Genomic DNA, 21,037 nt, shown 5'->3' with positions numbered 1-21,037 from the left:
AAAAACCTTCCGCACCACTGGAGTCGAACGTTCCCATGGACACCACCCAGGACCCGCGCCCGCTGTACCTGCTCGCCCTCGACCAGCTGGAGAAGCTGATCGCCGAGGCCGCCCCGGAGACCCTGGACCGGCCCACCCCGTGCACCGAGTACGACCTGCGAACCCTGCTCAGCCATGTGGTCGGCGGCGTCCACCGGCTCGCCTACATGGGCGAGGGCGGCCACTGCGAGGACGTCGCGGCCGCGACCGGCGAACTCCCCGACGACGGCTGGCCGGCCGCCCTCGGCCGGGCCCGGGCCCGGGTGACCGCCGCCTGGGCCGAGGACGCCAAGCTCGACCGCCCGACCTTCGCCCCCTGGGGCGAGGTGCCCGGCCGGGCCGCGGTCGGCGGCTACGTGCTGGAGACCGTCACCCACGCCTGGGACATCGCCCGCGCCCTCGACACCGACCCCCCGCTGGACGAGCGGCTCGACGAGCGGCTGGCCGAGGCCGCGCTGGGCATCGCGCTGGCCGTGCTGCCGGCCGAACCGCGCGGCGGCGACGTGCCGTTCGGCCCGGTCCGGACCGCCCCCGCCGAGGCCGGTCCGTACACCCGGCTCGCCGCGTACCTCGGCCGGGAGGTCTGACGCCCCAGCCCCGGTCCCTGTCCCGGTCCCGCCTCACGGCGCCAGGCGCGCGACCCGGCCGTCGTACAGATCGATCTTGTGGTCGAGCACGGCCAGGGTCGCGTGCAGGTCCGCGATCCGCTGCCGCACCTCCTCCCGGTGGGCGAGCAGCAGATCGCGCCGGTCGGCGGAGGTCCGGTCGCCCTCGCGGGCCAGCTCGACGTACCGCAGCATGTCCGCCACCGGCATCCCGGTCAGCCGCAGCCGCCCCAGGAAGGCCAGCCGGTGCAGGTCCCCGTCGCTGTACCGGCGCTGGCCCGAGGCCGAGCGGTCGACCGGGTCCAGCAGGCCGATCCGCTCGTACCAGCGCAGGGTGTGCGCGGTCAGCCCGCTGGCCGCCGACACCTCGCCGATGGTGTGCCGCGGCGTCCGGTCCGGCGCACCGAGCGGATTGCGGAACACCTCGCCGCAGGTGCGCCGTCCGGCCTCGATCGCTGCGAGTACGGTCATCTCGGTCCCCCCGTGCTGAACGTGCCGACGCCACCGGCGCCGTGGAGTGCGGTCGGACCAAGCCTGCCATCCCGGCGGGGCGGGCGGCCCGGTTAGATTTGGCCCATGGAGAGCTTGCGGAAGATCGAGACCTGGCCGGTACCGAACGCGGCGGCGGCCGTCGTACGGGGCGCGGACGGCGCGCTGCTGGGGGCGCACGGGCCGCAGGACCACCTGTTCCCGCTGGCGTCGGTGACCAAGCTGCTCACCTCGTACGCCGTGCTGGTCGCGGTCGAGGAGGGCGTCTTCGAGCTGGACGACCCGGCCGGGCCCGAGGGCTCGACCGTCCGGCACCTGCTGGCCCACACCTCGGGCCTGGCCTTCGACGAGCACCGGGTGATGGCCGAGCCGGGCAACCGCCGGCTCTACTCCAACGCCGGCTTCGACGTGCTGGCGCGGACCCTGGAGGAGGCGGCCGGCATCGAGTTCGGCCGGTACGCCGCCGAGGCCGTGTTCCAGCCGCTCGGCATGGACGCCACCCTGATCAACACCGCGCACCGCACCCCCGCCGGGGCCGGCGGCCTGTCGACCGTCGCCGACCTCACCCGGTTCGCCGCCGAACTCCAGTCGCCCAAGCTGCTCGACCCGGGCACCCTGCACGCGGCGACCCGCGAGGTGGCCTTCCCGGGCACCGGCGGCGTGCTGCCCGGCTTCGGCCACCGCCGGCCGAACGACTGGGGCCTCGGCTTCGAGATCCGCGACGGCAAGGCCCCGCACTGGACCGGCACCACCAACTCCCCGGCGACCTTCGGCCACTTCGGCCAGTCCGGCACCTTCCTGTGGGTGGACCCGGAGGCCGGGGTGGCCTGCGTCGCGCTCACCGACCTCGACTTCGGCCCGTGGGCGGCCGAGGTCTGGCCGGTGCTCTCCGACGCCGTCCTCGCCGAACTCCGGGGCTGACGGCGGCAGTACCAGCAGTACGGCAGCAGTCAGTACGACAGCGGCGGCGCCGTCAGCCGTACGAGACCGGCGAGTGCATCTCCCACAGGAGCAGCTCCGCGCCGTCCTCGCCGGCCGTCGGCGCCGCGAAGGCGTCCCCGGTGATCCGCACGCTGTCGCCGGGCACCATCGAACGGCCGCCGCCCTGCGGCCCGGGCACCGTCCGGTAGCCGAGCGAGCCCGCCGTCAGATGCGCGTAGCGGTAGGCGGCGGCCGGCAGCGCCGGCAGCGGCTGCCACGGCCCGGCGGTCACCAGCCACAGCGCGGCGTCCCCGCGCCGCAGCCGCAGCGCCTCCGTGCCGGCGTCCCGCGCCAGCCCGGAGGCGAGCAGCGTCAACCCCTCGGCCGTCCGCTCCACCCCGCGCAGCCCGTACACCGGCGGCGCGTCGAACACGTCCGGCTGGAGCCACATCTGGACGAAGCGGACCGGGCCCTGCGCGCCGCCGACATTGCGCTCGGTGTGGCTGACGCCGGAGCCCGCGCCCAGGTGCTGGACCATGCCGGGCCGCACCACCCCGCTGTGCCCGCGCGAGTCCCGGTGGGCCAGCGCGCCCTCCAGCACCCAGGTGAGGATCTCGGTGTCCCGGTGCTTGTGCTCGTCGTAGCCGGCGCCGGGGGCGAGCCGCTCCTCGTTGCACGCGAGCAGGGCCCCGAAGTGCGTGTTCCTCGGGTCGTAGTGCCCGGAGAAGGAGAACGCGTGCCGGGTCTCGACGCCCTCGGCGGGGGTCGAGAGGTAGCGCTCGGCGGTACGGCGGAGATCGGCCCTGGGACGGGCTGGGGCATCGGTCACGGCCCCACCGTAGTGCCGCCCGCGGCGGGTGTGACCGCCACCACCCCGCCCGTCCGCCGGGGCCTGTGCACGAGCAGTCACTCCGGTGAGGCAGTCTTGTCCCTGTGCCAGCCGCCTCCGCGAACTCCAAGAGCGATCCGACCGCCCCCGACAGGAACGGGAAGAGCCCGACGTCCGGTGCCGGGAGAGACCGGCCCGGGCGGGCGGCACCGCGCCTGACCGCGCAGGAGCGCCGGCTCGCCGCCGACCGCGCCGAGCGCCGGGCCGCGACCCTCAAGCGGCTGGAGAAGTCCTCCGGCAAGCTCGCCTCCGCCGCGATCGCCAGGATGGACGACCAGCTCGGCTGGTACCGGCGGATGCCGCCGGAGCACCGGTCCTGGATCGGCCTGGTCGCCCAGGCCGGTATCGCCGCGTTCACCGAGTGGTACCGCAAGCCGGACGCCCCGCAGGCGATCTCCACCGACGTCTTCGGCACCGCGCCGCGCGAGCTGACCCGGGCGATCACCCTGCGCCAGACCGTCGAGCTGATCCGCACCACCATCGAGGTGATGGAGGAGGCGATCGAGGAGGTGGCCGCCCCCGGCGACGAGGCCGACATGCGCGAGTCGGTGCTGGTCTACGCCCGGGAGATCGCCTTCGCCACCGCCCAGGTGTACGCGCAGGCCGCCGAGGCCCGGGGCGCCTGGGACGCCCGGCTGGAGGCCCTGGTGGTCAACTCGCTGCTCTCCGGCGACGCCGACGAGGGCGTGCTGTCCCGGGCCGCCGCGCTCGGCTGGGGCCAGCCCAGCCAGGTCCGGGTGGTGATGGGCTCCGCGCCGGACGGTGACAGCGAGCTGGTGGTGGAGGCGATCCGCCGGGCCGCCAGGTACGCCAAGCTGCACGTGCTGACCGGGGTGCTGGGCAAGCGCCTGGTGGTCGTGGTGGGCGGCGACAAGGAGCCGGTGCACGCGGCCCGGGCGCTGATCGGCCAGTTCGCGGCCGGTCCGGTGGTGGTCGGCCCGACCGTGCCCGACCTGCTCTCGGCGACCCGCTCGGCGCACGCCGCCGCGGCCGGCCTGCGGGCCTGCGCGGCCTGGCCGGACGCCCCGCGGCCGGTACTGGCGGACGACCTGCTGCCGGAACGGGCGCTCGCGGGCGACCAGGCGGCCCGGCGTCAGTTGGTGGAGGAGATCTACACACCGCTGGACGAAGCCGGTTCGGCACTCCTGGAGACCTTGAGTGTCTACCTGGAGCAGGCCTCGTCACTGGAGGGCGCCGCCCGTATGCTCTTCGTCCACCCCAACACGGTGCGCTACCGGCTCCGACGTGTGACCGACGTCACGGGCTACGCTCCCTCCGACGTACGTTCGGCCTTCACCCTGCGTATCGCACTGGCGCTGGGGCGGCTCACGGCCACGGGAGAGTCGAGCTGACCACGCTGTAGGGACCTTACAATCCCGGATGCTTTTCTTCGTTACCGTCGCCTACCCGCCCCCGGGCGCCTGGCGAGAGAGGGTTGAACCGTGCTCGTAATCGTCGCCCCTGGACAGGGTGCCCAGACCCCCGGTTTCCTCAGCCCCTGGCTGGAGCTCGACGGCGTCGCCGACCGCCTCCGCGGTTGGTCGGAGGTCGCCGGGCTCGACCTTGTGCGCGCGGGCACCGAGGCGGACGCCGAGGAGATCAAGGACACCGCCGTCGCGCAGCCGCTGCTGGTCGCCGCCGGACTGGTGACCGCCCGCGCGCTGTTCCCGGACGAGAACGCCGCCCGCAAGCTGGTCGGCGCCGTCGCCGGCCACAGCGTCGGCGAGATCACCGCCGCCGCCGGCGCCGGGGTGCTGAGCGCCCACGACGCCCTCACCTTCGTCCGCGAGCGCAGCCTGGCCATGGCCGAGGCCGCCGCGGCGACCGAGACCGGCATGCTCGCCCTGCTGGGCGGCGACGCCGAGGAGGTCGCGGCCAAGCTGGCCGAGCACGGCCTGACCGCGGCCAACAACAACGGCGGCGGCCAGATCGTCGCGGCCGGCACCCTGCCGCAGCTGGACGCGCTGCGCGAGGACCCGCCGGCCGGCTCCCGGCTGGTCGCGCTGAAGGTGGCCGGAGCCTTCCACACCTCGCACATGGCCCCCGGCGTCGAGCGGCTGGCCAAGCTGGCCCCGACCCTGACGGTCGCCGACCCCGAGGTCGCCTACATCTCCAACCAGGACGGCCAGGTGGTCGCCTCCGGTGCCGAGGTGCTGAGCCGAGTGGTGTCGCAGGTGTCCAACCCGGTCCGCTGGGACCTCTGCATGGAGACCATCCAGCAGCTGGGTGCGACCGCCGTCATCGAGCTCGCCCCGGCGGGCACCCTCACCGGACTGGTCAAGCGCAACCTCAAGGGTGTGGCGACGCTTGCCCTCAAGACCCCCGCCGACCTGGACAAGGCCCTCGCCCTGGTCGCGGAGCACGGCGGTCAGGAGCAGGAGCAGGCATGAGCAACACCCCCCAGATCCGCCCCGTCACCGGTGCGCAGTACTCGCGCATCCACGGTGTGGGCGGCTACCGGCCGGTCCGGGTGATCCCGAACGCCGAGGTGCTGACCTGGATCGAGTCCTCGGACGAGTGGATCCGCACCCGCAGCGGGATCGCCGAGCGCCGCTGGGCCGGTCCGGAGGAGTCCGTCGCCGAGATGTCGGTGCAGGCCGCCGGCAAGGCGATCGCCCAGGCCGGGATCGACCCGGCGCGGATCGGCGGCGTGATCGTCGCGACCGTCTCGCACCTCAAGCAGACCCCGGCCGTCGCCACCGAGATCGCCGAGCGGCTCGGCTGCGGCACCGCCCCGGCCTTCGACATCTCGGCCGCCTGCGCGGGCTTCGGCTACGGCCTGGGCCTGGCCGACGGCATGGTGCGCGGCGGCAGCGCCGAGTACGTGCTGGTGATCGGCGTGGAGCGGCTCAGCGACCTGACCGACACCTCGGACCGCTCGACCGCGTTCATCTTCGGCGACGGCGCCGGCGCCGCGATCGTCGGCCCGTCCGACACCCCCGGCATCGGCAAGGTCGTCTGGGGCTCGGACGGCTCGCAGAAGGACGTCATCTCGCAGACCGAGGCCTGGGACACCGCCTTCGCCAAGCAGGACGCCATCAACGGCGCCGGCGAGGAGACCAGGTGGCCGGCCCTGCGGATGGAGGGTCAGACGGTCTTCCGCTGGGCGGTCTGGGAGATGGCGAAGGTGGCCCAGCAGGCGCTGGACGCCGCCGGGATCACCGCCGACCAGCTCGGCGCGTTCATCCCGCACCAGGCCAACATGCGGATCACCGATGCCATGATCAAGGCCCTCAAGCTGCCCGAGTCGGTGCCGGTCGCCCGCGACATCGCGGAGACCGGGAACACCTCGGCGGCCTCCATCCCGCTCGCGATGGAACGCATGCTGGAGAGCGGCGAGGCCCGCAGCGGGGACCTCGCACTGATCATCGGGTTCGGGGCGGGTCTCGTGTACGCCGCGGCGGTCGTTACGCTCCCCTAGGCGTTTTCCGCCCGATCCACCACAAACCTGCGTCCGTCCGCCGGGCGGCCGCATTCAACACCGAAGAGGAGCAGCCAGTATGGCTACCAAGGACGAGGTTCTGGAAGGTCTCGCCGAGATCGTCAACGAGATCGCCGGCATCCCGACCGAGGACGTCGAGCTCGACAAGTCCTTCACCGACGACCTGGACGTCGACTCGCTGTCCATGGTCGAGGTCGTCGTGGCCGCCGAGGAGCGCTTCGACGTCAAGATTCCGGACGACGAGGTCAAGAACCTGAAGACCGTCGGCGACGCGGTGAACTACATCCTCACCAACGCCTGAGCCGTCGACTCTGTCGATGCCTGAGATCGGCCGACTCCACCGGGTCGGCCGACCCGCCGGCCGGGACGCCCACCGGGCGCCCGGCCGGGCCCACATTCGGCCCGCCGCCGACCCCGCACGAACGTGAGAGAAGAAGATCCAGTGACCGTTGAAAACCGTACCGTGGTCGTCACGGGTATCGGCGCCTTCACGCCGCTGGGCGGCGACGCCGCCACCACCTGGGAGAACCTGCTCGCCGGGCGCTCCGGGGTGGCTGTCCTGACCGAGGAGTGGGCCGCCGAGCTGCCCGTCCGGATCGCCGCGCGCACCGCCGTCGAGCCGGGCGAGATCCTCCCCCGACCGCTGGCCCGCAAGCTGGACCGCTCGGCGCAGTTCGCGCTGATCGCCGCCCGCGAGGCCTGGGCCGACGCCGGTTTCGAGACCCCGGCCACCGACGAGTCCTCCAAGCTGGCCCCGGAGCGCCTGGGCGCCGTGATCGCCTCCGGCATCGGCGGCGTCACCACCCTGCTCGACCAGTACGACGTGCTGAAGGAGAAGGGCGCCCGCAAGGTCTCCCCGCACACCGTCCCGATGCTGATGCCCAACTCCCCGGCGGCCAACGTCGGCCTGGAGGTCGGCGCCCGCGCGGGTGTGCACACCCCCGTCTCCGCCTGCGCCTCCGGCGCCGAGGCGATCGGCTACGCGATCGAGATGATCCGCAACGGCCGCGCCGACGTCGTGGTGGCCGGCGGCACCGAGGCGGCGATCCACCCGCTGCCGATCGCCGCGTTCGCCAACATGATGGCGATGTCCAAGAACAACGACGACCCCGAGGGCGCCTCCCGCCCGTACGACAAGGGCCGGGACGGCTTCGTGCTCGGCGAGGGCGCCGGCGTGGTCGTGCTGGAGTCCGTGGAGCACGCCGAGGCCCGCGGCGCCCGCATCTACTGCGAGGCGGTGGGCCAGGGCCTGTCCTCGGACGCCCACCACATCGCCCAGCCCGAGCCGACCGGTGCCGGCGTGGCCCGCGCGCTGGCCGACCTGTTCGAGCGCAACCAGCTCGACAAGGCCGAGATCGTGCACGTCAACGCGCACGCCACCTCCACCCCGCAGGGTGACACCGCCGAGCTGAAGGCGCTCCGCAAGGAGCTGGGCGAGGAGCTCGACCACATCGCCATCTCGGCGACCAAGTCGATGACCGGTCACCTGCTGGGCGGCGCCGGAGGCATCGAGACCGTCGCCACCGTGCAGGCCCTCTACCACCGCCTGGCCCCGCCGACCATCAACGTCGAGGAGCTGGACGACGACGTGGACGCGGACATCGTCCGCGGCGAGGCCCGCGCGCTGCCCGAGGGCCGGATCGCGGCGCTGAACAACTCGTTCGGCTTCGGCGGCCACAACGTGGTGCTGGCCTTCCGCTCCCGCTGACCCCGGGGCCGGGGCCCGCAGACCGGACCACATCCGGGCCGTATCCGGACGCATTCGACGAGGAGGGGCCGGCGCTCGCACTGAGCGCCGGCCCCTCCTCGTCGTCGTTGTCCCCCGGCGGGTCAGACCACCTGGTGCAGCCAGCGCACCGGGGCGCCCTCGCCGGCGTAGCGGAAGGGCTCCAGCTCGTCGTCCCAGGGCTTGCCGAGCAGCATGGCGATCTCGCCCTCGAGGTCCGCCCCCTCGCTGCGGGAGCGCAGCAGGACGGCGCGCAGCCGGTCCTCGGGGATGAGGATGTCACCGTGGATGCCGGTGACGGCGTGGAAGATGCCGAGCGAGGGCGTGCTGCTGTAGCGCTCGCCCTCGGCCGTGGCACAGGGTTCGCTGGTGACCTCGTACCGCAGCAGCTGCCAGCCGCGCAGCGCGGAGGCGAGCTTCGAGGCCGTGCCGGGCTCGCCCTGCCAGGAGAGCTCGGCGCGCCAGTGTCCGGGCGCGGCCGGCTGGCGGATCCAGTCCAGGCTCACCCGCACACCGAGCACCCCCGCGACGGCCCACTCGACGTGCGGGCACAGCGCGCGGGGCGCGGAGTGGACGTACAGGACTCCACGTGTCGTCACCGGGACCTCCAGGCTGTGGACGAGGGTCGCCTTCCCCAGCTGCCTCGCGTTCGTGCCCGTAGTTGATCCACAGTTACCCACGTTAGCCGACATTAAGCCACTAAATTGAGCAAAACGGACAGGCTTTCGCTCAATGCTAGTCGAATCCGCAACGAGGTCCACCCCCCGGTGGGATCTCTCCCCCGAACGGCCCCATCGCCAGGCGGGACCACCGTACCGCGCCTCCCCGCGGCGGTGCTGACGCACTTTCGGATCCGGCCGGAATGCGGTAGTGCGGCCGGATCCCCTCCGCCGGGTACGCAAACCGCCTCGCACCGGCGATGGCCGGTACGAGGCGGTAGCGAGGCAGCTGCGAGGCGGCCGGACCCGACGGGGCGTCAGTCCTTCAGCCGGACCACCATCTTGCCGGTGTTGGCACCGCGCAGCATGTCCAGGAAGGCCTGGGCGGCGTTCTCGAAGCCGTCCACCACGGTCTCCTCGGAGCGCAGCTTGCCCTCCTGGAGCCAGCCGCCCACCTCGGCGACGAACTGCGGGCGGAGCGCGTCGTGGTCGCCGACCAGGATGCCCTCCAGGCGCAGCCGCTTGCCGATGACCTGCATCAGGTTGCGCGGGCCGGGGGCGGCGGTGGTGTCGTTGTAGTGGGCGATCGCGCCGCACAGCACGGCCCGGCCGTGCACGCCCAGGGCGTTGATCGCGGCCTCCAGGTGCTCCCCGCCGACGTTGTCGAAGTAGAGGTCGATGCCCTCCGGGGCGACCTTGGCGAGCTGCTCGCCGACCGGGCCGTCCTTGTAGTTGAAGGCGGCGTCGAAGCCGAACTCCCCGGTCAGCCGGTCGACCTTCTCCGCCGAGCCGGCCGAACCGACCACCAGCGAGGCGCCCTTGAGCTTCGCGATCTGGCCGACGATCGAACCGACCGCGCCGGCCGCGCCGGAGACGAAGACCCGGTCGCCCTCCTTGAGGGCGCCGACGGCGAGCAGGCCGGCGTAGGCGGTCAGGCCGGGCATGCCCAGCACACCGAGGTAGGCGGAGAGCGGAACGCCCTCGATCTCCGGCACCTTGACCGCATGCTTGGCGGGCAGGGTGGCGTACTCGCGCCAGCCGAGCCCGTGCAGCACCGCGTCGCCCGGGGCGAAGCCCTCGGCCTCCGAGGCCACCACATAACCGACGGCGCCGCCGTCCATGGCCGCGCCGATCCTGAACGGCGGGATGTAGGACTTGGTGTCGTTCATCCGGCCACGCATGTAGGGATCGACCGACAGGTCCGTGTTGCGGACCAGGATCTCGCCCGGGCCCGGGGTCCGGACGGGCGCCTCGACCAGGGCGAAGTCGGTCGGGACGGGCCAGCCCTCGGGGCGGGCGGCGAGGTGCCACTCGCGGGCGGTGGCGGGGGCTTCCGGAGCGGCGGTCTGCTCGGCGGCCATGATGATCTCCCCACATAAAAGGTTGAGTCGGTGAAGTAACAATGGGCATGAAAGGTTCACGTTGTCAACTGTTCAGGTATGATGGGAACCATGGACACCCAGCCGACCCGGGCCACCGCACCGCAGACCGACGAGATCACCCGCGAGGTCGTCGATCTCATGGCCAACCTGGTCGCGCTCTTCCACCGCGAGTACGAGGAGGCGGCCGCCGCCCGCTCGCTCACCGGGGCGCAGGCCAAGGTCCTCGCACTGCTGCGGCGCGGGCCGATGCCCATGCGCCAGATCGCCCAGACGCTCAGCTGCGAGCCCTCCAACATCACCGGCATCGTGGACCGGCTGGAGACCCGCGGCTTCGTCACCCGCCAGCCCGACCTGCAGGACCGCCGGGTCAAGCTGGTCGCCGCCACCGAGACCGGCGCGGGCGCCTCCGAGGAGCTCCGCGAGTCGCTGAACTTCGCCCGCGAGCCGCTCGCCGCGCTCGACTCCGAGGAGCGGACCCAGCTGCGCGACCTGCTCCGCCGGATGCTCACCGGCGCCACCGGCCCCGGCGCGTGAGCAGCATCACAGCTCGGGCCTCCGAATTGTCCGCCGATCGGAGGTAACCGAACACTCCCCCGAAACGTCTAACGTTCGAAGACGAGGCACCCGCCCGCCGACCGGCGGCCGGGTGGGATCCCAGAACGGAAAACGGGGGGCGGGAAGGATGAGCGGCAGCTCGCGCCGTCGACGTGTCATACGAACCGTCATAGGACTCGCGGCCGTCCTGGTACTGACCGTGGCCGGAGCCGGAGCCTGGTTCTACCACCGGCTCGACACCAACATCAGCACCTTCGACGCCGGCGGCGTCGCCACCGAGCGCCCGCCCGCCCCGGTACCCACCGCTCCCGGCGCCTCGGTGCCCGTCAACGTCCTGCTGCTCGGCTCGGACACCCGCGACGAGGGGAACTCCGACCTCGGCGGCGGCGACGTGGGGGTGGGCCACTCGGACACCGCGATCCTGCTGCACGTCTACGCCGACCGGAAGCACGCCGTCGGCGTCTCCATACCCCGCGACACCCTGGTCACCATCCCGTCCTGCCGGCTGCCCAGCGGCGACTGGACGAAGCCGCGGACCAACCAGATGTTCAACGAGGCCTTCACCGTCGGCGAGTTCCCCAAGGGGAACCCGGCCTGCACCCAGAACACCGTCGAGGCGCTCAGCGGGCTGCGGATCGACCACACCATCGTGGTCGACTTCAAGGGCGTCGCCGCGATGACCGACGCCATCAACGGCGTGGAGGTCTGCGTCCCCAACGACGTCAACTCGCACAACATCAAGCTCCGCAAGGGCCTGCAGAAGATCGCCGGCCAGCCGGCAGTCGACTACCTCCGCGCCCGCTACGGCTTCGGCGACAACTCCGACATCGGCCGGATGAAGCGTCAGCAGGCCTTCCTCTCATCGATGATCCGCAAGATCCAGTCCCAGGGCTTCTCGCTGCCGACCCTGCTGCCGCTCGCCGACGCCGCGACCCGCTCGCTGACCGTCGACGAGGGCCTCGGCACCGCGATGAAGCTGGTCGACTTCGCGCAGTCGCTTCAGCAGATCAAGCTGTCCGACATCACCTTCGTCACCACCCCCTGGCAGCTCTCGACCGTGCAGAAGGGCCGGGTCGACCTGGTCCACCCCGACGTGGACACCCTGTGGCGGCTGCTCCGCGAGGACCGCACCCTGGACGGCCAGAGCACCGGCCTCGTCCCGGGGGCCGACGCCACCGGGCCCTCGCCCGCCGCCACCGACGGCGCCGCGACCCCCGCGCCGGCCGCCACCCCGCTGAGCCCCGAGCAGCTCGCCACCACGATCACCGTGGTCAACGGCGTCGGCACCGACGGACTCGCCGGCGCGGGCTCCGCGGCGATCCGCGCCCAGGGCTTCACCAACGTCTCGCTGGGCGCCACCACCGGCGGCCGGCTGCGCACCGAGATCGCCTACGACCCGCCGTTCAAGGCCGTCGCCGACCAGCTCGCCGCGCTCTTCCCCGGTGCCAGGACGACCGCGGAGCCGGGCTCCGAGGGCGTCAGGGTCACCCTCGGGCGCGACTACCGCCCGGTGCCCGCGGCCACCACCGCTCCGGCCGCCCGGCCCGTGCCCGGCGGCGTGCCCGCCGCCGTGGGAGTCACCGCCGGTGCCCCCGCCGGTGCTCCCGTCGGCGCTCCCGTCAGCGCCCCCACCGGGCCGCCGGCCGCCACCGGCCCGCTGCCCACCGGTGTCCCCAGCGGCATCGCCGAGAACAGCCGCAGCGCCGACACCGACCCCTGCAGCGACCTCACCTTCGGCTGAGGCCCCGGCCGTCCGGCCCTGCCCGGCCCAGCATCGACCTGCTCAGGCGTCGACCGTCTCAGGCGTCGACCGGGTCGGGCAGGCCGGTGACCACGGCCGTCAGCCGGGTGCCGGGCGGGAACGCCCCGGCCCCGGCCAGGTCGTGCACGGCGGCCAGCAGCTTGGCCACGTAACGGCGCTCCAGGGCGATCCCGTGCCGCCGTTCGAAGCCGGCCGCGAACTCCTCCAGCGCGGCCGGCACCCGGCCGTACCCCCCGCCGTGGTGCCCGTGGTCGATCCGCCAGCCCTCGAACTCCCGCCCGTACGCCTCCCGGTGCAGCCGGTTCACCTCCGCCTCCAGGTACCCCTCGCCGCCGCGCAGCACCGCCACCCCCAGCGCCCGCGCCCCCGGCGGCAGCCCGGCCGCGATCCCGGCCAGCGTGCCGCCGGTGCCGACCGGGCAGCAGACCACGTCGCGCCCGCCCAGGTCGTCCAGCTCCGCGACGATCTCCGCCGCGCCGGTGACCGCGAGGCCGTTGGAGCCGCCCTCGGGCAGCACCAGGCCGGGGCCCCAGCGCCACCCCGGGCCTTCGCCGGCCCGGCCGGCGGCCTCCCGGTACTCGGCCCGGGTCAGGAACACCAGCTCCATCCCGGCCGCCTCGGCGGCCCGCAGCGACCAGTTCCGCGGCCGGTCGGCCAGCTCCTCGCCGCGGACCAGCCCGACGCTCTCCAGCCCGAGCGCCGCGGCCGCCACCGCGACCGCCCGCAGATGGGTGGAGTACGCCCCGCCGAAGGTCACCAGCCGGGTGTGTCCCCCCTCGACGGCGGCCGCCAGGTTCGGCGCGAGCTTGCGCCACTTGTTCCCCGGCACCAGCGGGTGCGCCAGGTCGTCCCGCTTGAGCCGCAGCTCCACCCCGGCCCGGGCGAGCGCCTCGTCGGTGCAGTCCGCCAGCGGGGTCGGCAGCAGCGCGGATTCGAGCATCCGGTCAGCTTACGGGCGACCGGTGGGGGTGAGCAGGCCCAGGTTGAAGCCGGCGGCGACGGCCGAGGCGCGGTCCTTGACGCCGAGCTTGGCGTAGACGTGGATCAGATGGGTCTTCACGGTGGCCTCGCTGATGAACAGCCGGGCCGCCGCCTCCCGGTTGGTGGATCCGGCGGCGACCAGCTCCAGCACCTCCAGCTCGCGCGGGCTCAGCGGCTCCTGGGCCGGTTCCCGGACCGGCTCCCGGACCTGGCCGAGCAGCTTGGCGGCGACGGTCGGCGCGATCACCGAGGCGCCGCGGGCGGCCTCCCGGACGGCGTGGAAGAGGTCCTCCCTGGCCGCGTCCTTCAGCAGGTAGCCGGTGGCGCCGGCCCGGACGGCGGGGAGCACGTCGGCGTCGGTGTCGTAGGTGGTGAGCACCAGGACCCGCCCCGGCAGGCCGCGCTCGGCCAGCTCGCGGATCGCGGTGACACCGTCCATCCGCGGCATCCGCAGGTCCATCAGCACCACGTCCGGGCGCAGCGCGGCGACCAGCACCAGTGCCTCGGCACCGTCCCCGGCCTCGCCGACCACCTCGAAGCCGGGGGCGGCGGCGAACATGCCGCGCAGCCCGTCCCGGACCACCGGGTGGTCGTCCACCAGCAGCACTCTGATCGTCGTCGCCTCGTCCACGGTCCTACTCCTCCGCACTGATCGCCGGCAGGGTCGCCGACACCGTCGTCCCGGCGCCCGGTTCGGTCTCCAGGTCCAGCCGCCCGGCCAGGCGTCCGACCCGGCGGCGCATCACGTCCAGCCCGTAGCCGCCGCCGGTGGCCCGGGAGGCCGGCTCGGCCCTCGGGTCGAAGCCCACGCCGTCGTCCCGGACGTCCAGGGTGACCAGCCCCGGCATGTACGAGAGGGTCAGCCCGACCCGCGAGGCCCGGGCGTACCGGCCGGCGTTGGCCAGCGACTCCTGGGCGATCCGCAGCAGCGTCACCTCGACCTCGGGGTGCAGCGGGCGGGCCTCGCCGGTGACGGTCAGCGCGGCGGCGGCGCTGTTGCGCTCGCGCCACTGCCCGACCAGTTCGGCGATCGCCTCCGGCAGCGCGGCCCGTTCGAGCTCCAGCGGGCGCAGCGCGTGCACGGCCCGGCGGGCCTGGGTGAGGCTCTCCCGGGCGAGGCCGACGGCGTTGGCCAGGTGCCGGTCGGCGTCCGCCGCGCTGCGGTCCCGGACCTGCTCGGCGGCCTGGAGCTGGGTGACGATGCCGGCCAGGCCCTGGGCGACGGTGTCGTGCATCTCCTGGGCGAACCGGCGGCGTTCGTCGGCGGCCCCGGCCTCGCGGGCCTGGACCAGCAGCTGGGCGTGCAGTCCGGCGTTCTCGGCGAGCATCCCGGACAGCCGCCGGTTGGCCTCCGCGAGTTCGGCGTTGGCCCGCTTGCGCTGGCGGCTCAGCCGGTCGGCGACCTCGCTCAGCGCGAGCAGCACCCCGACCACCACCAGGTTGAAGGCGAGCACGGCCAGGAACCCGCCGACCTGCCCCGGGCTCGTCGGCAGCACCCCGCCGCTCTGGGCGAGCGCGGTGGGGACGGCCGCCACCACCGTGCCCAGCACCCTGGCCGGGCCCCGCAGGTACTGGGCGGCGTGCAGGTAGCAGCTGAAGGCGAAGAAGCCGTAGAGCGGGTTGTCCAGCACCAGGACGGTGGTCACCGCGAGCAGCCCGAGGAAGTGGGCGCCGGCGAACCGCGCCCCGCCGTCGGGCCGGGTGCGGCGGTCCAGCGCCGAGCGCAGCAGCAGCCAGAGCAGGGCGAGCGCCGCGGCGGGCAGGGTGGCCCGGACGGACCGCGCGGTCGGCACCGGGACCAGCAGCACGAGCCCGGTGGCGATCAGCAGCCCGACATAGCCGAGCAGCCCGGCAGCACGGTCCAGCCGCCGCTGCCAGGCTCCGAGTGAACCCTCGTCCGCCGGGTCGGCCTTGATCATTCCCACCGGAACAGCCTGGCAGCCGCGGCACCGGCGAGCAGGGCGTACGCAGCGAGTGTGAGCAGGGCCACGGCGTGCGGGAACCGGCCGTCCCAGGAGTCCTGGAGGGCCTGCGCGGCGGCCCCGCCGGGGGTGAGGTCGCCGATCCGGTTCAGCACCGCGGGCGCGAACTCGCGGGGCAGCCAGAGCCCGGAGAAGAACATCATCGGGAAGAGCGCCAGCGCGCCGACCGCGTTGCCGGCCTTCGCCGACGGGACGACCGCGGCCAGCAGCAGGCCGACCGAGAGCATCGCGGCGGCGGCGAGCAGGAAGGCCAGTGCGAAGGCCGCCGGGCTCCGCGGCAGCCCCACCCCGAGCACCGGCGCGAGCGCCGTCACCAGCAGCATGGAGACGGTGGCGATGCCCAGGTACAGCGGCAGCAGCGCCCCGAACAGCAGCGCCGGGCGCACCGGGCTCGCGGACATCCGGCGCAGCACGCCGCGCTCGCGGTAGGTGGCCAGCAGCGAGGGCAGGCCGTTGAGGCCGAGCATCATCAGCGCGAGGACGGCGAGGATCGGCGCGTACAGCTGGACCGTGCTCAGGCCGTGGGCGTCCGGCGAGGCCTTGCGCAGGGCCGGGACGGAGCCCAGGACGCCGAACAGGGCGACCGGGAAGAGCAGGGTGAAGAAGGCGGTCATCGGGTCGCGCAGGAACAGCCGGGTCTCGGCGACGGCCAGGCGGCGGACGGCGTGGGCGGTGCGGTTCACGGTGGTGGTCCCCTCGGGTGCGGTGGTGGCGGCTCGGGTGCGGTGGTGGCGGCTCGGGTGCGGTGGTGGCGCCGTACGGCTCGCGCCGGTCCGGGAGCCGTACGGCTCAGGAGTCGTGCCGGGTGAGCGCGAGGTAGGCCTCGTCCAGGCCGTGCTCGCGGATCCGCAGGCCGGTGACGACGATCCCCTCGCGGGCCAGCAGCCCGGTGACCCGGTCGGCGAAGTCCCCGGTGCCGGTCACCTCGATCCGGCCGCCCCGCTCCTCCACCGAGGTGACCCCGGGCAGGGCCGCCAGCCGGGCCGGGTCCAGCGGCGCGGTGGGACGGAAGCCGAGGGTGCCGCCGGCCCCGGAGCGGGCGACCAGCTCGGCGGGGGTGCCGGTGGCGACGATCCGCCCGCCGTCGAGCACCGCGGCGCGGTCGCACAGCGCCTCGACCTCGTCCATGAAGTGCGAGACCAGCACCACCGTCACGCCGTTGTCGCGGATCCGGCGGACCAGCTCCCAGGTGTCGCGGCGGCCCTGCGGGTCGAGCGCGGTGGTCAGCTCGTCCAGGAACGCCACCTCGGGGTTGCCGATCAGCGCGAGCGCGACGAACAGCCGCTGGCGCTGGCCGCCGGAGAGCCTGTCGAAGGGGGTCCGGCTCTGGTCGGCGAGCCCCCACTCGTCCAGCAGCTCCCGCCAGTCCCGGGGGTCGGGGTAGAGCCCGGCGTACAGCTCCAGCGCCTCACCGACCCGCAGCGACCCCTGCAACTGGGCCTGCTGGAGCTGGACGCCGATCCGGGGCCGTAGTCGGCGGGCGTCCCGGACCGGGTCCAGGCCCAGCACCCGGACCGTCCCGGCGTCGGCCCGGCGCAGGCCCTCGCAGCACTCCACCGCGGTGGTCTTGCCCGCGCCGTTGGGACCGAGCAGCCCGAACACCTCGCCCCGCTCCACCCGGAACGAGACGTCCTCCAGTACCTGCCGGCGCCCGTAGGACTTGCCCAGCCCCGCCACCTCGATCACGGCCATGGTGCCGCTCCCTCCCCCTCGTTCCGCTCGCCCGGCCGTGTTCCCGGCCTGCTACGAGCCTCCCGCGCGGGACCTCGCCGGCGGATCGACCGAACGGTCCCGGTGGCCGGCGGGCACGGTGGAGGGGGGATCAACCGATCGGTGGACCGGGGAGGGGCGTCCGGGAGCACGGGCCTCGGACGGGGAGGGGTGGCGCGGTGGCCGGGCGATGCCCACGAGCGGGTGAATTCCGGCGCGTCGTGGCGTGGCCGCGGGCTTGATCCCCTAGGGTTTTCCCAGCCGGGGGCCGCCCGCGCGGGCGTGAGAGGTGGGGCGGGTGGGACTCGAACCCACGACCAAGGGATTATGAGTCCCCTGCTCTAACCGGCTGAGCTACCGCCCCGGTTCGCAGCGCGCGACGGCAGGCCGGTCGCGGCAGCAGCAGACGGCCCCGAAAGGCCGTCCCGGGCAGCATAGCCGGTCGATCACCCGTGGTGCGCGCCGGGGGCGCACACGGGTGCGCACCGGGGGCGGCCGGGCCCGGCGGGCCCGCCCGCGGGGCCGGGTGACGGGGGGTCGGGAGCCGGGCGGCGGCAGTGGCGCGGCCGGGCCCGGCCTGATAGATCTTGCTCTCGAACGGCGGACGCATGACCGGCGGCGACCGCCCCCGAGGACCAGACGGAGCACCGATGCCCTCCCGCCCGGTTCGACCCGCGCGCGCGGTCCGGACGCTCGTCCTGGCGGCCCTGCTGCTGGCCGCCGCCATCGCCTGCGGCGGGGGCGAGCGGGGCCGGACGGCCTCGGTCGCGCCGCAGAACCCCGCCTGGGACCGGATCGGCACCCTGTCCGTGCACACCTCGGAGGGCCCCAGGGCGTGCACCGCGAGCGTGGTCAGAAGCCCGCGCCGCAATCTGCTGGTCACCGCCGCACACTGCGTGCAGAGCCGCCGGATCGGCCTGCTGGACGGCCTGGTGTTCACCCCCGGCTACCGCAACGGCTACTCGCCGTACGGGAGTTGGCCGGTGGAGTCGGTCACCGTCGATCCGCACTGGGAGACCGACGACGACCCCGAGTACGACGTGGCGTTCGTCACCGTGCGACCGGTGAACGGCCGGCAGGTCGAGGACGCCGTCGGCGGCAACCCGCTCGGCACCGACCAGGGCTTCGGCCTGGCGGTCTCGGTCACCGGCTACCCCAACGAGCGGGACGAGCCGATCACCTGCTCGGGCCTGACCGCCTCGCAGAGCCCGACCCAGGAACGGTTCGACTGCGGCGGCTACACCGACGGCACCAGCGGCAGCCCGTGGCTGACCACCAACGGGCGGGTGATCGGGGTGATCGGCGGCTACCAGGAGGGCGGCGCGACGCCGGAGACCTCGTACAGCGTCACCTTCGACGAGCGGGTCGCCGAGCTGTACCAGCAGGCCCTCGCCTGAGCCGGCGGCCGAGGGACGCGGGCCCGGGCGCCCGTGGCCGCCGCCACCCGGGCCCGGGCAACACGAAGGCCCCCCGGTCTACCGAGGGGCCTTCGCTCTGAGCAGTCACCGGGCGGACCCGGCGCAGCTCCCGCAATTGGACTCGAACCAATAACCTGCCGATTAACAGTCGGCTGCTCTGCCAATTGAGCTATGCGGGATCGCGGTACACAACAGCCGTACCACGTACGGGTGATGGGCCCGAAGGCCACCACCTCGGCTCCCCCAATTGGACTCGAACCAATAACCTGCCGATTAACAGTCGGCTGCTCTGCCAATTGAGCTATGGGGGATCGAGCTTCCGCTTCGGCCCCCGGTCTCCCGGGCTCCTCGGCGCTCGCTGCGGGACATACATTAGCGCACTCGGGGGGGTGGTCCGCCAATCGCTTTCCCCGGCCGCCACCGGCCGGCCCGCCGGGCGCGCTCCCCGCGCGCTCCGGGCCCCGTCCGTGGATGCTGGGGTCACCGACGGTTCACCGTCCCGACAGACGGGTAGGGCAACGCGGCAATGGCCGCCAGGAGAGGGTGGAATCCGACCATGTGGAAGCTGTCGTTCGGCGTCGGACTCGCAACGGGCTACGTACTCGGCACGCGGGCCGGTCGCCAGCGGTACGAGCAGATCGCCAGGGTCACCCGGCAGGTCGCCCAGAACCCCAAGGTCCAGGGCGCGACGGACAAGGCCCGCCAGCAGGCCGGCGCGGTCGCCGGGAAGGCCGCCGGGGCCGTGGCCGACAAGGTCGGCGACCGGCTGCCCAACGCCGTCACCGACCGGGTGCCGTACTTCAACCGGCCGAAGGCCGAGGACGACGCCTGGGGCACCTTCCGCCCCTAGGGTCCGTCGTACCCGACCACCGCCCCCGGCCGCCGTGCCGGGGGCCGGTCCGGGGCGGGTCCGGAGGCCAGGTGGCACCTCGGTGGCACCCGGCCGGACCAGGGCTCCGGGCGCGGTACCGAACGGGCAAAACTTGCCCGGCCGGGCCGCGTCCGGACGCCCGCTGAGGCATGATCTCGATATGGCCATCGTCGCGGGGATAGACAGCTCCACCGGTCGCACCAGGATCGTCGCGTGCGACTCCGCAACCGGCGCCGTCCTGCGTTCCGGCAAGGCCGAACACCCCGTGCCGGAGGACCCGGACACCCGCCCCGGCGAGGCCGATCCGCAGCTCTGGCTGCACTCCCTCGGCGACGCGGCGGCCGGCGGACTGCTGGAGAGTGTCCGCGCGATCGGCGTCAGCGCGCAGCAGCACGGCATGATCGGCCTGGACGCCGGCGGTGTGCTGGTCCGGCCGGCGATCCTCTGGCACGATCCGCGCGCCGGCGGCGCCGCCGCGGCCCTGGTGGACGAGCTGGGCGGCCCCGCGGCCTGGACGGCGGCGATCGGCGCCGTCCCCGGCCCCACCTACACCGTCGCCAAACTGCGCTGGCTCGCCGAGTTCGAACCGGCCAACGCCCGGCGGATCGCCGAGGTGCTGCTCCCGCACGACTGGCTGGTCTGGCAGCTGCTCGGCCACCCCAGGCGCCGCACCACCGACCGGGGCGACGCCTCCGGCACCGGCTACTGGTCCCCGATCACCGCCGAGTACCGCCAGGACCTGGTCGAACTGGCCCTGGGCCACCAGCTGCGGCTGCCGGACGTGCTCGGCCCCGCCGAACCCGCCGGCCACACCCCCGAGGGCCTGCTGATCTCGGCCGGCACCGGGGACAACATGGCCGCCGCGCTCGGCCTCGGCCTCGGCCCCGGGGACGCGGTGGTCTCGCTCGGCAGCTCCGGGACGATCTTCGCGGTGCACGAGCAGGCCGTGGTGGACGCCACCGGGCTGGTCTCCTCCTTCGCCGACGCCACCGGCCGCCACCTGCCGATGGTCGCCACCCTGAACGCCGCCCAGGTGCTGCGCTCCACCGCCGCCGTGCTCGGCCGCGACCTCGAGGGCCTCAGCGACCTCGCGATGCAGTCCTCCCCCGGCGCCTACGGGCTGGTGCTGCTCCCCTACCTGGACGGCGAGCGGACTCCCGCGCTGCCGCACGCCGCCGGCACCCTGACCGGCCTGCGGGCCGAGTCGATGTCCCCTCAGCATCTGGCCCGGGCCGCCGTCGAGGGCATGCTCTGCAACAGCGCGGACGCCCTGGACGTGCTGCGCGCCCGCGGCGTCGAGGTGAAGCGGGTCTTCCTGCTGGGCGCCGCCGGACGGCTGGCGGCGGTGCGGCACGTCGCGCCGCAGCTGTTCGGCGTCCCGGTGGTCGTGCCGCCCCCGGGAGCGCACGCGGCGCGCGGCGCGGCCCGGCAGGCGGCCTGGGCACTGGCCGGGACCCCCGAGCCGCCGCGCTGGGAGCTGCCGGGCGCCGTCACCGTCGCCCCGGACGCCGAGCACGACCTCGCGGTCGGCTCGGCGGTCCGCCAGCAGTACCGGGCCGCCCGCGAGCAGATCCACCCGGAGACGGCCGGCTGACAGCCCCGGAAC

General features: G+C 74.1%; 21 protein-coding genes and 3 tRNA genes. 12 read left to right on the top strand and 12 right to left on the bottom strand.

Annotation, left to right across the window (positions count from 1 at the left end; translation table 11 throughout):
• Window positions 1-35 precede the first annotated feature (35 nt).
• Window positions 36-626 carry a TIGR03086 family metal-binding protein gene (locus tag BI06_RS20800; RefSeq protein ID WP_030395841.1) on the top strand — a complete coding sequence of 197 codons (591 nt, stop codon included), beginning with the start codon at window positions 36-38 and terminating at the stop codon, window positions 624-626.
• 33 nt (window positions 627-659) lie between these two features.
• Here BI06_RS20800 and BI06_RS20795 read toward each other — a convergent pair whose 3' ends face one another.
• Complete coding sequence (locus BI06_RS20795) at window positions 660-1,115, bottom strand: MerR family transcriptional regulator (RefSeq protein ID WP_051741505.1); 456 nt, start codon at window positions 1,113-1,115, stop codon at window positions 660-662.
• A gap of 105 nt (window positions 1,116-1,220) precedes the next feature.
• On the opposite strand from BI06_RS20795, the gene BI06_RS20790 reads away from it, so the two are divergent.
• Window positions 1,221-2,054 carry a serine hydrolase gene (locus BI06_RS20790; protein WP_030395839.1) on the top strand — a complete coding sequence of 278 codons (834 nt, stop codon included), beginning with the start codon at window positions 1,221-1,223 and terminating at the stop codon, window positions 2,052-2,054.
• Window positions 2,055-2,106: 52 nt separating this feature from the next.
• On the opposite strand, the gene BI06_RS20785 is transcribed toward BI06_RS20790, so the two are convergent.
• The gene (locus tag BI06_RS20785; RefSeq protein ID WP_043470429.1) at window positions 2,107-2,883 is read right to left on the bottom strand and encodes a pirin family protein; all 777 of its coding nucleotides are present in this window, start codon (window positions 2,881-2,883) and stop codon (window positions 2,107-2,109) included.
• 215 nt (window positions 2,884-3,098) lie between these two features.
• On the opposite strand from BI06_RS20785, the gene BI06_RS20780 reads away from it, so the two are divergent.
• The 5 genes from BI06_RS20780 (at window position 3,099) to fabF (ending at window position 8,093) form a co-directional block, all read left to right on the top strand.
• Window positions 3,099-4,295: a CdaR family transcriptional regulator gene (locus BI06_RS20780; protein ID WP_030395837.1), complete on the top strand. Its 1,197-nt coding sequence runs from the start codon at window positions 3,099-3,101 to the stop codon at window positions 4,293-4,295.
• 90 nt (window positions 4,296-4,385) lie between these two features.
• A complete protein-coding gene (locus BI06_RS20775; RefSeq protein WP_043470427.1) occupies window positions 4,386-5,333 on the top strand; it encodes an ACP S-malonyltransferase in 948 nt (315 codons plus the stop codon).
• Window positions 5,330-6,364 (top strand): beta-ketoacyl-ACP synthase III, encoded by a 1,035-nt coding sequence (locus BI06_RS20770; RefSeq protein ID WP_030395835.1) that lies wholly within the window; start codon window positions 5,330-5,332, stop codon window positions 6,362-6,364. Before BI06_RS20775 ends, BI06_RS20770 begins: the two co-directional genes overlap by 4 nt.
• Window positions 6,365-6,443: 79 nt before the next feature.
• Window positions 6,444-6,686, top strand: coding sequence for an acyl carrier protein (locus BI06_RS20765; protein ID WP_030310143.1), 243 nt, complete (start codon window positions 6,444-6,446; stop codon window positions 6,684-6,686).
• Between the two features lie 141 nt (window positions 6,687-6,827).
• Window positions 6,828-8,093: a beta-ketoacyl-ACP synthase II gene (fabF, locus tag BI06_RS20760; RefSeq protein ID WP_030395834.1), complete on the top strand. Its 1,266-nt coding sequence runs from the start codon at window positions 6,828-6,830 to the stop codon at window positions 8,091-8,093.
• Between the two features lie 122 nt (window positions 8,094-8,215).
• On the opposite strand, the gene BI06_RS20755 is transcribed toward fabF, so the two are convergent.
• Both BI06_RS20755 and BI06_RS20750 read right to left on the bottom strand, forming a co-directional pair.
• Window positions 8,216-8,710 carry a DUF3145 domain-containing protein gene (locus BI06_RS20755; protein WP_030395833.1) on the bottom strand — a complete coding sequence of 165 codons (495 nt, stop codon included), beginning with the start codon at window positions 8,708-8,710 and terminating at the stop codon, window positions 8,216-8,218.
• 377 nt (window positions 8,711-9,087) lie between these two features.
• Window positions 9,088-10,131, bottom strand: coding sequence for an NADP-dependent oxidoreductase (locus tag BI06_RS20750; protein ID WP_043470424.1), 1,044 nt, complete (start codon window positions 10,129-10,131; stop codon window positions 9,088-9,090).
• Between the two features lie 81 nt (window positions 10,132-10,212).
• Here BI06_RS20750 and BI06_RS20745 point away from each other — a divergent pair, with 81 nt between their 5' ends.
• Together BI06_RS20745 and BI06_RS20740 are read left to right on the top strand one after the other, a co-directional pair.
• Window positions 10,213-10,686 carry a MarR family winged helix-turn-helix transcriptional regulator gene (locus tag BI06_RS20745; RefSeq protein WP_078880288.1) on the top strand — a complete coding sequence of 158 codons (474 nt, stop codon included), beginning with the start codon at window positions 10,213-10,215 and terminating at the stop codon, window positions 10,684-10,686.
• A gap of 220 nt (window positions 10,687-10,906) precedes the next feature.
• Window positions 10,907-12,448, top strand: coding sequence for an LCP family protein (locus tag BI06_RS20740; protein WP_051741503.1), 1,542 nt, complete (start codon window positions 10,907-10,909; stop codon window positions 12,446-12,448).
• A gap of 58 nt (window positions 12,449-12,506) precedes the next feature.
• On the opposite strand, the gene BI06_RS20735 is transcribed toward BI06_RS20740, so the two are convergent.
• The 6 genes from BI06_RS20735 to BI06_RS20710 form a co-directional block, all read right to left on the bottom strand.
• Entirely contained in the window at window positions 12,507-13,409 is a 903-nt protein-coding gene (locus tag BI06_RS20735) for a 1-aminocyclopropane-1-carboxylate deaminase/D-cysteine desulfhydrase (protein ID WP_030395829.1), read from the bottom strand.
• 9 nt (window positions 13,410-13,418) lie between these two features.
• Window positions 13,419-14,081 carry a response regulator transcription factor gene (locus tag BI06_RS20730; protein ID WP_030395828.1) on the bottom strand — a complete coding sequence of 221 codons (663 nt, stop codon included), beginning with the start codon at window positions 14,079-14,081 and terminating at the stop codon, window positions 13,419-13,421.
• A gap of 4 nt (window positions 14,082-14,085) precedes the next feature.
• Window positions 14,086-15,369, bottom strand: a complete 1,284-nt coding sequence (locus BI06_RS20725) for a sensor histidine kinase (protein WP_043470422.1) — start codon at window positions 15,367-15,369, stop codon at window positions 14,086-14,088.
• Window positions 15,366-16,115 carry an ABC transporter permease gene (locus BI06_RS20720; protein WP_078880287.1) on the bottom strand — a complete coding sequence of 250 codons (750 nt, stop codon included), beginning with the start codon at window positions 16,113-16,115 and terminating at the stop codon, window positions 15,366-15,368. Before BI06_RS20720 ends, BI06_RS20725 begins: the two co-directional genes overlap by 4 nt.
• Before the next feature lie 106 nt (window positions 16,116-16,221).
• Window positions 16,222-17,124, bottom strand: a complete 903-nt coding sequence (locus tag BI06_RS20715) for an ABC transporter ATP-binding protein (protein WP_043470419.1) — start codon at window positions 17,122-17,124, stop codon at window positions 16,222-16,224.
• 308 nt (window positions 17,125-17,432) lie between these two features.
• Window positions 17,433-17,506 (bottom strand) — tRNA-Ile (locus BI06_RS20710).
• Window positions 17,507-17,792: 286 nt separating this feature from the next.
• On the opposite strand from BI06_RS20710, the gene BI06_RS20705 reads away from it, so the two are divergent.
• Complete coding sequence (locus BI06_RS20705) at window positions 17,793-18,539, top strand: serine protease (RefSeq protein ID WP_030395824.1); 747 nt, start codon at window positions 17,793-17,795, stop codon at window positions 18,537-18,539.
• Between the two features lie 127 nt (window positions 18,540-18,666).
• On the opposite strand, the gene BI06_RS20700 is transcribed toward BI06_RS20705, so the two are convergent.
• Window positions 18,667-18,739: transfer RNA gene (locus BI06_RS20700), tRNA-Asn, on the bottom strand.
• Between the two features lie 59 nt (window positions 18,740-18,798).
• Window positions 18,799-18,871 (bottom strand) — tRNA-Asn (locus BI06_RS20695).
• 245 nt (window positions 18,872-19,116) lie between these two features.
• On the opposite strand from BI06_RS20695, the gene BI06_RS20690 reads away from it, so the two are divergent.
• Both BI06_RS20690 and BI06_RS20685 read left to right on the top strand, forming a co-directional pair.
• Window positions 19,117-19,410, top strand: coding sequence for a hypothetical protein (locus BI06_RS20690; RefSeq protein ID WP_043470413.1), 294 nt, complete (start codon window positions 19,117-19,119; stop codon window positions 19,408-19,410).
• A 181-nt stretch (window positions 19,411-19,591) separates the two neighbouring features.
• Entirely contained in the window at window positions 19,592-21,025 is a 1,434-nt protein-coding gene (locus tag BI06_RS20685) for an FGGY family carbohydrate kinase (protein ID WP_030395822.1), read from the top strand.
• Window positions 21,026-21,037: the final 12 nt, after the last annotated feature.

Origin of the sequence: Kitasatospora sp. MBT66 (assembly GCF_000710405.2) — a bacterium.
Lineage (GTDB): Bacteria > Actinomycetota > Actinomycetes > Streptomycetales > Streptomycetaceae > Kitasatospora > Kitasatospora purpeofusca.
Note: the sequence above shows the minus strand (reverse complement) of the source record. Positions and strands in the feature narration are given on the sequence as shown.